The sequence below is a fragment of the Flavobacterium adiutor genome (genome assembly GCF_048282555.1).
Classification (GTDB): domain Bacteria; phylum Bacteroidota; class Bacteroidia; order Flavobacteriales; family Flavobacteriaceae; genus Flavobacterium.
Genome location: NZ_CP182487.1, coordinates 1890392 through 1904859, shown reverse-complemented (window position 1 = coordinate 1904859; position 14468 = coordinate 1890392). Strand labels below are relative to the sequence as shown.

Below are 14468 nucleotides of genomic sequence, written 5' to 3'. Positions count from 1 at the left end.
TTTAAAAGTTGAATTTCGCATTAAATCCAAAATCTCTGGTAGTTGGAATGTTATAAGATTCTATACCCTGAAGATTTCCAACACTTACGCCTTGTTCCGGATCAAAGTATTTCGCTTTATTAACAAAGAAAAACAGGTTTCGCCCAACGATAGAGAAATCAATACCGGTAAATGGCGAATTTCTTAACAATTTACTTGGCAAAGAGTACCCTAAAACTACTTCTCTTAACCTGATATTTGTTGCATCATAAACAAAATCCTCTGCTGACCTAGGATCTCTGCTTGCGACTTGCGACCAGTAATTTTCTGCTGTAATTGATGTTGTGTTTGGCGAATAAGTACCATTTCCGTTATCAACAACTCCATCAACCACAAAACCATCTCTTCCATTCAGCGTCATATCACTTACCCCTGCTCCGGCCATTCTAGCCTGAGAATAAGAGATTACATTACCGCCAATACGAAAATCAACCAAGAAACTAAGACTAAAATCTTTATATCTGAATTTATTTTGCAAACCGGCAGTCCAGTCAGGGTTAAAGTTCCCGGCAAGAACACTAAATCCTGAAGTAAACAATGGTAAACCACTTGTGGCATTCACAATAATTTCTCCATCAGCATTACGTTGGAAACCACGGATATACAAGTCCCCATAATCACCTCCTTTTTTCACAATGGTTTGTGCTAGTCTTTCATAACCAGTAGCAAGATTTAGTTCTGTTCGATCTTCAAAAATACTTAAAACTTTAGTTCTGTAAGTTGCAAAGTTAGCCGTTGCATCCCATGAAAAGTTAGTACTCTCTGCAATATTAGCATTTAAAACTACTTCAAAACCTTTATTACGGATTTCTCCTCCATTTACTACTTGTTTATCAAAACCTGATGATGGAGGTAAATTAATTGTAAAAATCTGATCTTTTGTATTGGTTTGAAACCAGGTGAAATCTAAACCAATTTTATTATTGAAAAGACGCGTATTCACACCAAACTCCATAGAAGAAGAGATTTCAGGTTTAAGATTAGGGTTACTAAGTAAAGTAGAAGATTGTACCACCCCTCCGTTAAAACCAAAATAGTTAAGCTGATCTGCTAAAAGATACGGGTTTGTATCATTTCCTACCTGTGCATAAGATCCTCTTACTTTTAAAAATGAAAGCACGTCAGATTTAATATCAACCATATCAGTAATGATACCAGTTAAACCAACAGAAGGGTAAAAGAAAGATCTATTGTCTGCAGGTAAAGCAGATGACCAGTCATTACGCGCTGTAAGATCTAAATATAAATAGTCTTTATAAGATAGCTGAGATGATCCGTATAATGAATTCATTTTCTTTTTACTATAATCAGGAGTAACACCTACAGTCTGAAGGTTAGTCAGTGTAAAATAATTTCTTTTGGTTAATGCACCTCCACTAGTTAATCCTTCACGTTTTTGAACTAAAGCATTTCCTCCAGCATTCACATTTAATTTAAAATCCCCTAATTGCTTTTTATAAGCCAAAAGAAAATCCGTGTTTAATTCTGTATTATCAGAAATTGATTCAGAATAGCTACCAAAATCCTGATTCAGTATTGGAACTGCTGCATAACGGGCAACTTTAGCTTTATTCGTAGCCTGATCAATACCAGTTCTTACCATCAAACTTAGGTCTTTTGTAAGATCGTAAGTTAATGATGTGAAAGCGATAATTCTGTTTCTTTCGTCTGCTCTTAAATTTCTTTTAGCAAGCCAGAAAGGATTGGCTCCAAGTGTGCTTACTGACTTTGCATCTCCTATGTAGTTATATCGTATTTGTCCTGCATCATCAATATATTCAAAATCTTTATATTGATCATAAGGTAAATTTCTTGGCATAGTATAAAGAGCTTCACCTATTGATCCTTCACCTGCACCTACAGCATTTTCAATTTTTTGAGTGATATAATTTACTTTAGCATCTAGTTTGAACTTATCAGTTAAATTACTCGTTAAACGCAAATTAAAATTATGCCTTTTTAAATCATTCCCTACCACAATACCTTTAGCTTCAGTGCTTGTATAAGAGAAATAACCCTGAGTTTTATCATTACCCATTGATGCTGTAAGGTTATTTGATAAGCTGTAACCTGTCTTAAAAAAATCTGTTGCGTTATTTGGCTGCGGAGTATATGCATAAGTAGCAGGTCCTGCATAATTAGGATTGGCTACAAGCTGCCATGCTGCTACTTGCTGTCCTTCCATTTTAGGTCCCCAGCTGGTTACAGAAGAGGCATTATAAACGCCTGCATTTCCCTGACCATATACATCTTGCTGATTTAATAAATTATATGCAGAAGAAGCCATAAAGTTTGAAGACACAGAAATATTAGCTTTACCATTCTTAGATCCTTTTTTTGTAGTAATTACAATAACTCCATTGCTTGCACGTGATCCGTATAATGCTGCCGCAGAAGGTCCCTTTAATACCGTCATAGACTCAACATCCTCAGGATTGATGTTTGAAATACCATCAAAGCTGGTGGTTCCTCCAATATCTGTAGAAGGTGAAGAAACAGTATTATCCATAGGGATACCATCAATTACAAATAACGGTTGGTTATTTCCTGTAAGTGAACGGTTACCTCTAAGTGTAATTCTGGAAGAACCTCCGACTCCTGTACCAGTAGTAGAGAAATTAAGACCCGCAACTTTACCCGAAAGTGAATTTGCCACATTCAGCGATCTCGCCTGAGAAAGTTCCTGAGTAGAAACCGTCTGAGCAGAATAACTTAAAGATTTTTTCTCTCTTTTTATCCCCAAAGCGGTTACTACTACTTCAGATAATTGCTGGTTGTTAGCACCCAAGGTAACGTTAATAGTAGTCAATCCAGCAACAGGGACTTCCTTAGTAGCACTACCTACATAAGTGAATACCAAAATTGCTGATTGGTTCGGAACAGTAATACTGTATTTTCCATCAAAGTCTGATGATGTACTACTTTTTGTTCCTTTAACAACAACATTTGCCCCTGGAATAGGCATCCCGCTGGCGTCTGTGATTGTTCCTGTTACTGCTGACGTTTGAGCCTGAAGGTTCTGAAACCCGAACAGGAAAAACAAAAACAGTAATCTTAGTACGTTTTGATTCATAGTTTAATTGTTTTGAGTTAATAACATGTTAAATTTAAGAATACAATTTATTAACGACTCATTATTTCGACAAATGACAATTTTGAAAAGGTGTAGGTGAAACTTTGACTAATCATAAAAAGAAAACGTTTGATTTGTAATCAAAATCCTCTTTATTTTAAAGGCTAAAATCTCATTTACTTTAGAGATTTTAGCCTTTTATAATTGTATTCATTTTTTATAAGTAAAAACATCGAAAAATATTCGGCATTTTTAATATTTTAGTTTAAAACCCTGAATTTTATTTTTAATAAATCTGTAGAGTTCCCGCCAACCATCACTTCAAAATCTCCAGGTTCTACCACTCGTTTCATTTCTCTGTTCCAAAGTGATAATTCGTCTGGTGTAAGTGTAAATTCAACCGTTTTAGTTTCTCCTTTTTTGAGGTTAAGTCTTTTGAATCCTTTCAATGTTTTTTCAGGTGTTGTTACAGAACTATATACATCATTAATATACAACTGTACCACTTCATCACCGTCCCGCTCTCCTGTATTTTTAACATCAACTGAAACTTTTAGTTCATCATCGGCTTTTATCGACGAAGAACTGATGGCGAAATTTGAATATTCAAACTTCGTATAACTTAATCCGTAACCAAAGGTGTATAACGGATGCTCGCTCTCTGCTACATATCTGTGAATCGCTGATGGTTTTTGATTATAATATATAGGCAACTGTCCAACTGATTTCGGAACTGTTATTGGCAGTCTTCCTCCTGGATTGTAATCTCCAAACAGAACATCAGCCACAGCTCTTCCTCCTAATTCTCCCGGAAACCAGCCTTCCAATACGGCCGGAATGTTTTCAGCAATCCAGTTTGTAGAAAGCGGACGACCGTTTAACAACACACAAACCACCGGAGTTCCAGTTTTTTGAATCGCTTCAATCAATTCCTGCTGCATTCCGTGCAAATTCAAATCGGCAACATCTCTATTTTCTTCTACCAATTCGTTTGATTCTCCTAAAACCACAATCGCAACATCAGCTTTTTTAGCAGCGTCGATTGCTGGCTGCATGTTTACTTTTTCTAAGTTCCAGCGTAAGTGAGCTCTGGCTCCCCAGCCTCCTTCCCACATTTCAATGCGGACTTTGTATTTTTTACCAGCTTCAATATTTTTTGGAGTGGTCACAATACTTGTTGCTCCTTTTGTCCAGTTGTCGATAACCAACTGATCATCAACCCACATTCTGATTCCGTCATCTGAACTCAAACCTAACCAACCGTCAAATGATTGGTCTGACTGGATATAACCTGTCCAGCGAATAGAGAAATCGTCGACATTTACACCGTCACCAGGCGCCCAAGGCCAGTCAAATTCCAACTGGCTGTCGATACGCGTTAAAGCCGGAGTTCCTTCAAGATTTCTGTTATTGAAATATTCTCCTTTTAATCCGTTTTGAGATCCGTCAGAAGTAAATAAATATTTAGATGGAATAGCCTGTCCTTTTACAATCAAAGGCACACCTTCTTCATAAACCACATTCGCTGTTTTTCCAACTAATTGCTGAACACCTTCAAAAACGGTCACTCCAACGCTATTTTTAGGAGCATACCCTCCCATTCTCGAAGCATTTGCATTTGGTCCGATAACCGCAATGTTTTTAAGATTCTTGCTTAATGGTAAAATATTGTTGTCGTTCTTCAATAAAACCATTGATTTCTGAGCCGCTTCTAAAGCAACAGCCTGGTTTTCTTTAGTATGAAAACGTTCTTTTATTAAGTTTTTATCGGTATATGGATTTTCAAATAATCCTAATAAGAATTTCAAACGCAAAACGTCTCCCGCAGCACGATCGATATTTTCCATTGTCAATTTCTTTTCGTTTACCAATTCAATAATGGTATTCTGCCAGAATTCGTTTGAAAAATCATAAAACTGCATATCCACTCCTGCAGAAACCGCTTCTCTAATACTTTCTTTTGGAGAATCAGAGACTTTATGCGTGGTTTGAATGTATTTAATAGCTCCTAAATCTGAAACCACAAGTCCTTTAAAACCCCATTCGTTTCGTAAAACATCTGTCAATAACCAATGATTTGCCGCACAAGGAATTCCGTCTAACTCAGAATACGCACACATTGTTCCCAAAGCACCGCCTTTTCTGAAGGCTTTTTCGAAAGATGGTAAATGATCTTCTCTCGCAGAACGTTCTCCAACTAAAATCGGAGAAGAATTTCCTCCGGCTTGTGGAATACCATGAACAGCGAAATGTTTAGGCTCAGCAATAATAGAACGATCTGATTTTAAATCGTCTCCCTGCATTCCTTTGATAAATGCCAAACCAATTTCACTGTTCAAGTAAGCATCTTCCCCAAAAGTTTCAGCAACTCTTCCCCATCTTGGTTCACGTCCTAAATCTAAGTTGGGTCCAAAACCAAAATGAACTCCGTGCGCTCTCGCTTCCATACCAATTACTTTTCCCACTTTGTCTAAAACAGAAGTGTCCCAAGTTGCTCCAAGACCAATATTCATTGGGAAAGCGGTACTCCCTTCGTCTAAATATCCGTGTAGCATTTCACACATAATCAAAGCTGGAATTCCCCAACGGTTTCCTTTGATTACATTGGTTTGCAAATCATTAATCATTTTAGCCGAACGCGGATAAAGATCATGAATGGCTCCAATGCCTAATTTCCCAATTTTTTCAGCCGATTTACCTTTAGCAAAATCTTCTTTTTCTTTAAAAAAATCTCCTCTGTACATATCCATCTGGCGTACTTTTTCTTCAAGTGTCATACGGCTTAACAAGTCTTTTACCCTATCTTCAACAGGTGCTTTAGGGGCTTGATATGGATACTTTTTCTGGGCATAGGTCTGGTTTAAAAAACCCACAGCCATTACACAAATAATGGCTGTTCTTTTGATTTTTAATTGTAACATAGTTGTGAGAGTTTAATTTTGGATTACTTTCAACGTTTTTCCATTCACAAAATCATCGTGCGAAATAAAATAACCGTTTAGTGGTTTTCCGTTTAGTTGTATTGCTTTGATTTTTCCATCGCTGTTGACCTCTTTTTCAATCACAATACTTTCCTTTTTATAATATCTTGGATCTAATTTGATCGTTACTTTATCAAACATTGGTGTTGTAATCGTGTACACTGGATCTCCGGGAGAAACTGGGTAAATTCCCATCATCGAATACACTAACCAGGCCGACATGGTTCCGGTATCGTCATTCCCAGGCAGTCCTTTCGGTTTGTTTTGGAAATATTCTTTAACCAATCTTTTTACATTTTCCTGAGCTTTATACTCTTCGCCTTTCACATAATTAAACAGATATGGATTTGCGATATCTGGCTCATTTGCCATATCAAATTGTTTCATGTCGAATATTTTCTGCAATTGTGCCGAAAATACTTTATCCCCGCCCATTAATTTTTTTAACCCATTGATATCGTGAGGAACCATAAAAGCATATTGCCAGGCATTTCCTTCGATAAAACCAATATTTTCTTGAAAATTAGCTCCAGAAGCCGGGTCAAAAGGTTCGTACCAATTTCCGTTGGCAATTCTTGGCCGAAGTAAATTGAGTTTTTTATCGAATAATTTTCTGTAGGATAAAGAACGGTCTTTAAAACGTTTTGCATCGGCTTTTTTCCCTAATGCAGTCGCTAAAAGTGAAATCGAATAATCTGAAATATTGTATTCCTGAGTGGTCGAAACAGGCCCTTTATCATCTGTTGTTAAATATCCTTTTTCGATATAGTCTTTCAATCCCGGACGAAGCGGATTATTTTCGATTTGGTCTGCTCCTTTTAACATCGCTTTGTAGGCTTTCTGAACATCAAAATCACGAATTCCTTTTAGGTACGTATCTGCAATTACAATACTTGCCGGATCTCCAACCATGGTAAAAGTTTCAGTTGAATTCAATTCCCATTTTGGCAACCAGCCGTTTTCATCGTACATTTCGATCATACTTTTTACCATATTCGATTGCTGCTGCGGATAAACCAGCGACATCAACTGATGCAAATTTCTGTACGTATCCCATAATGAAAATACGGTATAACGGGTACCATCGGTTTTACCCATTTTTTTTCTTTTGATTTCTGGATATTCTCCGTTAAAATCATTTAAAGTATTGGGGTGAATTAAGGTGTGATATAAAGCCGTGTAAAAAATCGTTTTGTCGTCTTGAGAACCGCCTTCGACTAAAATTTTAGAAAGTTCATCATTCCATTCGTTGTACGTTTCTTTATAAACAGCCTCAAACGATTTGTTTCCTACTTCTTTTGCTAAGTTTTCGCGGGCATTTTCGATGCTTACATACGAAATCCCAATTTTAACTTCAATGGTTTCTTCTTTGTCTAATTTATACGAAAAATAAGTTCCAATACTATCGCCCACAACCGTTTTGATCGTATTATCCATCATTCTCGCTTTGCCGTTATACTCCATCCATTGTGCTTCAACGCCGTTATATTTCGCAGGTTTTTTCCAAACACCAAATTTATCGGCAGGCTTCGAAAATTTAGCCACGAAATAAACCGGATAAGCATCTTCCGGACTATTGTAACAAAATGAACCAACAGAACGCATTCCTTCAATCTCTGTCGAAGAAACGACTCTTATCATCGCTCCTTCTTCGTTTGTTAAACCTAAACCAAGATTTAATAAAACATTAGATTGCCCTTTTGGGAAAGTGAATCTGCTGACTCCAACTCGTTTTGAAGCGGTAAATTCGCCTTTGACTTTATACTTGTTCAGATTAACGCTGTAATATCCGGCTTTTGCAACTTCATCAGAATAAGTTGACCCGTATTTTAAATGATCGATTTCTACTTCTCCTGTTGTTGGCATTACTAAAATAACGCCTAAATCTGGACAACCTACACCGCTTAAATTAACCTGACTAAATCCTGTTAAAAAAGTATTCTCATTTACATACGGATTCGAAAGCCACTGACTATCTTTTTCCATTGGTGTATTTTTTACTCCAGCCACGTTAAACGGACTTATACTTGCCATTCCCCTTGGTGCAATTGGGCCTGGAAACGCCGCTCCGTAATTTGATGTTCCAATAAACGGATTGACAAAATCAGCTGGTTGCTGCGCAAAAATGGTTATGCTAAAAAACAGCACGTACAAAATACATGCTGTTTTAAATTTATTTGTGGTATGTAAAACCATAGGTTTCCTTCTTATCTGTTGATCGCTTCGATTTTTAAAGTCCACGCTTCTTTTGCAGGAAGATTGTTTCTTAAGCTTTCTGGAATAATTACTTTAAATCCGTTTCCTTCTTTTGTCCATTTTAAAGAAGTTTTAGACCCTAACATGGTCATTTTTGTTCCTTTTTTCGGGCTGATCGATTTTACAGTAACTTCTGCAGGAATTTTATCTTCTCCTTCTTTAGCTAAATAAAATGCGAATACATTTCCTGTCTTATTTTGTGTGAAACAAATGTTTTCTTCTTTGTAAGGTTCGATTGGTTTTGTGTTGTAAATCGCTGTGCTGTTTACTTTCATCCAGTCTCCGTAAGCCTGTAATAAGTCGTAAGCACCCTTATCCCATTCTCCTTCCGGGCTTGGCGCCACGTTTAATAACAAGTTTCCACCTTTTGCCACGATATCAATTAACATGTGAATACCTTGTCTTCCAGTCATGTATTCAGCACCTGGCGAATATGACCATCCTCCACCTGCCGGAATACAAGATTCCCATGGGTAAGGCAACGTTTTAGCAGGAACTCGTCCTTCTGGAGTTAAGTAATTTTGGTTTTTACCGTGAACCGCTCTATCTACCACAATTAATCCTGGTTGTTTTTGTCGCGCTTTAATCACCAATTCATCCATTTTAGGATCCTGATCAACTACTCTGTGTTTGATGAAACCGTTTTTAGATTCGTTCTCCGTAAATTTCTCGTCATAGTTTTCTTTGATATTCACCTGGTCTCTTTTTCTCACCCATCCACCATCTAACCATAAGATATCAACTTTACCGTAGTTCGTTAAAATTTCTAAGATTTGGTTGTGCGTGAAATCAACATATTTCTGCCATTTTTCAGGATATAAGGATGGATCGTAGTTTACGTTTCTGTCGAATGGTGGAAAATACGGATCCCAGTAATATTCACTATGCCAGTCTGGTTTAGAAAAATAAGCTCCAGTTGAAATTCCTTGTCCTCTAAAAGAATTGAATATCTCTTTTAAAACATCTGCTTTAGGGTTTGTATGGAATGGGACATCTTTACTCGTAATCTTGTAATCAGAATATTTAGTATCATACATATTGAAACCGTCATGGTGTTTTGTTGTAAAAACCATGTATTTCATTCCGGCATATTTCGCTGCTTTAGCCCATTTTTCAGGATCAAATTTTACCGGATTAAACGTTTTTCTTAATCCTTCATAATCTTTAATATAGTCATTATAATTAGATGGATTACTTCCTTTTTTACGCTCGCACCATCCGTAATCTTCTGGGCAGATAGACCAAGACTCTACAATACCCCACTGGCTGTAAGTTCCCCAGTGCATTAACAGACCAAATTTTTTACCTTGCCATTCGTCTAAGTTTTTTAATACTGCCGGATCTGTTTCTGGTACGTATCTTTCATCTTCATAAATCGCCTGAGCGAATAACTGAGCTGAAAATAAAAGGACGACAATGAATATTCCTCTTTTCATCTTTAATCTATTTATTAGGTTTTATTTATTCTCTTGTTTTTTGTTTAATAGGTGATCTTAACTCGTTGGGTGAAATTATTTTCAACACATAGAAACATAGATTATGTAAACTTGAAAAAGGCGTTTCACTAGTTTAAATACACATAGCTTAGGTATGTGTGGAAACTTGTTTCTTCCATTTTCTTTTTTCGACACAAAAAGCTATATCTCTATGTGTTAAAATGTTTGTATTTTCTAATTTAACCCAACGGGTTCATCTTAATTTAATTTTTCAAGTATCGGCTGGTCTGTAAAAGTTAATTCTTTTTGTTTTTTTTCATTAAGCTGTTCCAATACAACAAACTTATTCTCGCCCGCTTTCAACCAGCAGCCTGGCACATATAGCGTTTGTTGCGGTCCTACTTTCCAGTAGCGACCAAGATTGTGTCCGTTAACAAATACAATTCCTTTTCCCCAATTGGTCATATCAAGAAAAGTATCAGCTGGTTTATCGATATTTACCGCAGCTTCATATAAAACTGGCCGTTCTGATTTTATCGTTTCATTTTTAATAACTGGTACTTCACTCATCGGCATTTTATACATTTCCCATCCACCACTAATTTCGTATTCATTAATGAATACTGGAGAAATAATACCTTTCGTATTATGTACAATTTCGGCTCCGTAATTAATACGGCCCATATTTTCAACCAGAATTTCTAAAATACCGTTAAAAGGAATAGAAACGGTCAACTCGTAATTTTTGAAAACTCTATTCAATTCACCCGCTTTAACTCCGTTTATATAAACTGTAGCAAAGTCTCTCAATCCCTCAATTTTCAATTTGCCTGAAATTGGCTGTGTAAATAGTTTGCGATATAAAACATATCCATTCCCCTGACCTAATTTTTCAAATGTTAAGGGCTGGTCATTGACAACCGCTTTTTCTTTTTTTATCCAAGTTAAAACATCCATACTCGATTTGATAAGCTGATTAGGATATTTTGCAACTGGTATTTTTTCTGGAATCGGCGCTAATTTTGTTTTAGAGTACTTTTGCATTACGTCACGAATAGCCATGAATTTTGGTGTTGCCCAACCTGCTTCGCTAATAGGCGCATCATAATCATAGCTTGTAATATCAGGCTGAATATCACTTTCTTCATTATAATTTGCTCCAGAGGTAAATCCAAAATTAGTACCACCGTGTACCATATAATAATTAAAAGAAACACCTGCATCAAGGTACCTTTTAGTTTGAATTGCAATCTCCTCTGATCCAATTTTAATAAATGGTTCTGCCCAATGATCCAGCCAGCCAGAATAAAACTCTGCGACCATGTAAGGCCCCTGACCTTTATGGTATTTATCAACCTGTTTTTTTAAATTTTCTATATTTGATTCTCCATTTGCAGTTGGAAGCACGCCTTCCACAGCACCGCCTTCAAACAACCAAGTACCGTCAGAAGTAAAAAAAGGCTCTGGAAACCCAGTTTCTTTAAGCATATTGTAAATTGCCGTTTTGTATGCTTTATGATCATCAGCGCTAATATCGGTTCTTTGAGAAACATAAGAACCAAATTCATTTTCAGCCTGAACCATGATAATAGGGCCTCCCTGGTTAGCAAAATTTCCTTTTACCACCTCATACAAATGTTCCAGATACGTTTTGCAAGCTTCTAAAAATGCTTTGTTATGGGCACGAATTACTAAATCTGGATTATTTTGGAGCCACCAAGGATATCCTCCAAATTCCCATTCTCCGCATGCATACGGGCCTGGCCTAAGAATTACATACAATCCTTCACTTTTAGCAATACGTAAAAACTCTGCCAAATCTTTATTTCCTGTTTTAAAGTCCCATACACCTGGCTCTATTTCATGATAATTCCAAAACACATAAGTCGCTACGGTATTCAATCCCATAGCTTTAAGCATTTGCAGTCTGTGTCTCCAATATTCTTTAGGAATACGCTCATAGTGCATTTCTCCTGAATGTATTTTTACAATTTTTCCATCTTTTTGAAATTCTCCATTAGCTATAGAAAATCCTTTCGTTTGCGCCTTTGTAAAAAACGGCATCAACCCAATCAATAATATCCCGAGCTTAAATAATATCTTATTCATTCTTTTATATTCCAGATTATACATTTATAAACTAAATATTTAATTCACCACAATCTCGTCGACAAACAACCAAGAACTTTCTCCTTTTGGACTTTTCTTTAAGTTGCCTCCAATTACTTTTATAAAACGTGCATCTTGTTTTTGGAAATTGATTTTAAAATCCTTCAATTCCGGAACTGCATTTACAGCATACGGACGCGTTATTTTTCCAACTTGTCTGTACTTAAATCCATCGTCAGAAATGAAAACTTTAACTTCGATAGGAAAATTAACTCCTGCACCCTGGCTTTCTAGTGTTCCAACTGACACTTGTTCTATGCTTTCTGTTTTTTCAAGATCAATTACCAATTCCATGTCATTTACTAACCAAGCCTGCCATTGTCCGTCATGGAAATTTTTACTCCCTCTGATTGTATTTACCATTGTATTCGCATCTCCTTTATAACTCTGATTGTAAGGCGTTAAGTATTTTACTTTTTTAGCAAAACCTTTATGGAAAACAAGGGTATCAGTATACGTTTTTCCTACTGGTTTGTCATCCTGAAATAAAGAAGCTTTTAAAACAGTTGTTTCTTTGATTTCAATTGGAGCAACATATTTTACAGCATGATGATCGATGCTTTTATCTCCTAAAACGTAACGGATATCTGGATTAGGAAACTCGTTTTTCAATTCTACTTTAATTTGTTTATTAGCCAAATCAGCTGTTGAAGAAGCCGTTACCAAATAAGCACTCTTCGCATACTTGATTCCTAAATAATCGTAACGTTTGAACAATGAAAACAATCTTGTTGTAAAATCATTCCAATTGCGTTTCTCTTTGGGACTCCATAACGTTTCTGATAAAGCCGCTAATCTAGGGAAAATCATATATTCAGAATCTTTTGGTTCTTTAATATGTTCTGCCCATAAATTGGCTTGCCCACCTAATACGTGCGCCGCTTCCTGAGGTGTCATAGTCGAAACTACAGGATCAAATTTGTACACTTCACTTAACGGATTGTAAGCGTCAAAAGCCAATGGTTCTTCGTTTTGCGGACCTTGATAAAAGTTGAAATAGCAAGGAGTTTCAGGTGTCATAATCACATCGTGACCTAGATCTGCAGCTTCGATACCGCCTTTCATTCCTCTCCAGCTCATTACAGTAGCTTCAGGAGCTAAACCACCTTCTAAAATTTCATCCCAGCCAATTACTCTTTTGCCTTTTGAGTTGATGTATTTTTCGATTCGTTTTACAAAATAACTTTGTAATTCTTCTACAGTTTTAAGATTGTTATCTTTAATTCTTTTCTGGCAGTGCGGACATTTTGCCCAATTGGTTTTAGTCGCTTCATCGCCACCAATATGAATATATTTTGAAGGGAAAATTGTAATTACTTCGTCAATTATATTTTGCAAAAACTCAAAAGTCGATTCTTTTCCTGCACAATAAATATCGGTAATTGGCCATAATCCTCCTGACGGAACACCTATTTTCTGATCAAAACAGGCCAGTTCAGGATAAGATGCAATGGCACTGCTTACGTGCGCCGGCATTTCGATTTCCGGAATAACTTCAATATTTTTTGATGCGGCATATTTTACAATTTCTTTTAACTCTTCCTGAGTAAAAAAGCCACCATAAGTTCCTTTTTGATCTGCGGTTACTGGAAGTCTTGCATTCCATGATAAATTTTCCTGATCTACTCTCCAAGCGCCAACTTCTGTTAGTTTTGGATATTTTTTAATTTCGATTCTCCAGCCTTGGTCGTCAACTAAGTGCAAATGTAAAACATTCATTTTGTGCATTGCCAAACGATCGATTGTAGTCAGAATATAATTTTTATCAAAGAAATGACGTGATAAATCCAGCATTAAACCTCTCCATTTAAAACGAGGTTCGTCTGTAATCGTTACACTTGGAATCTCCCATTTCGCGGTGGTGATTACAAATTTACTCTCAATCTCTTCTGGAAGTAGCTGTCTAACGCTTTCTAAACCATACATAAAACCAACATTTCCTTTCGCAGCAATAACAATGCTGGTTGGATTTACATCTAAAACGTAAGCTTCATTTTTTAAGTTCGGGTCAACTTTAAACTGAACAAAATTGCTTACTGGCGTTTTTGTTGTCATTTCTGGTTTCCATCCTGCTGCAAGTTCAAATTTAGAAGCTAAAACATTTGCAGCTTCTTTTTGGAAATCCCCGTTTACTACAAACTTTGTATCTTTTGTAAATTCAAAAACACCCGTTTTAATAAAAGTCTGACTCGGTTTCGGAATAATACGAATATCATTTTCCGTGTACACTTTCTGCGCATTAGACAAGAAAACTGAAGCGATTAGGGTTAATAGGAATAGTAATTTTTTCATTATTTATTTTTTGGTTTCTCTAACATTTACTTATAAAGCTACTTTTAGAGATGTCGTTCTTTAGTTTTTGTTTGTCATTTCGACTGAAAGGAGACTCTAGCGATAGCGTATCGGCGAAGCAAATCACACTAGAAACTCCGCTCAGAATGTCGCCAATCTTTTTCGAATCCCGAGTGTGATTTCTCGTTCCTCGAAATGACAAATATTGCGTTTAATCTCTTC

6 protein-coding genes are annotated in these 14468 nt (G+C 36.5%); all 6 read right to left on the bottom strand.

Going from position 1 to position 14468, the window contains the following annotated elements; all coding sequences use genetic code 11:
• Nucleotide 1: 1 nt before the first annotated feature.
• Entirely contained in the window at nucleotides 2-3112 is a 3111-nt protein-coding gene (locus ACNC7R_RS08370; protein WP_417940477.1) for a SusC/RagA family TonB-linked outer membrane protein, read from the bottom strand.
• A gap of 260 nt (nucleotides 3113-3372) precedes the next feature.
• Nucleotides 3373-6033: a glycoside hydrolase family 3 N-terminal domain-containing protein gene (locus tag ACNC7R_RS08365; RefSeq protein WP_417940476.1), complete on the bottom strand. Its 2661-nt coding sequence runs from the start codon at nucleotides 6031-6033 to the stop codon at nucleotides 3373-3375.
• Between the two features lie 12 nt (nucleotides 6034-6045).
• The gene (locus ACNC7R_RS08360; RefSeq protein WP_417940475.1) at nucleotides 6046-8289 is read right to left on the bottom strand and encodes a GH92 family glycosyl hydrolase; all 2244 of its coding nucleotides are present in this window, start codon (nucleotides 8287-8289) and stop codon (nucleotides 6046-6048) included.
• Between the two features lie 11 nt (nucleotides 8290-8300).
• A complete protein-coding gene (locus ACNC7R_RS08355; RefSeq protein ID WP_417940474.1) occupies nucleotides 8301-9785 on the bottom strand; it encodes an alpha-L-fucosidase in 1485 nt (494 codons plus the stop codon).
• A gap of 258 nt (nucleotides 9786-10043) precedes the next feature.
• Nucleotides 10044-11894 (bottom strand): glycoside hydrolase family 35 protein, encoded by a 1851-nt coding sequence (locus ACNC7R_RS08350; protein ID WP_417940473.1) that lies wholly within the window; start codon nucleotides 11892-11894, stop codon nucleotides 10044-10046.
• A 39-nt stretch (nucleotides 11895-11933) separates the two neighbouring features.
• On the bottom strand, nucleotides 11934-14246 hold the full coding sequence (locus ACNC7R_RS08345; RefSeq protein ID WP_417940472.1) for a beta-N-acetylhexosaminidase: 2313 nt from the start codon (nucleotides 14244-14246) through the stop codon (nucleotides 11934-11936).
• Between the last annotated feature and the right edge of the window lie 222 nt (nucleotides 14247-14468).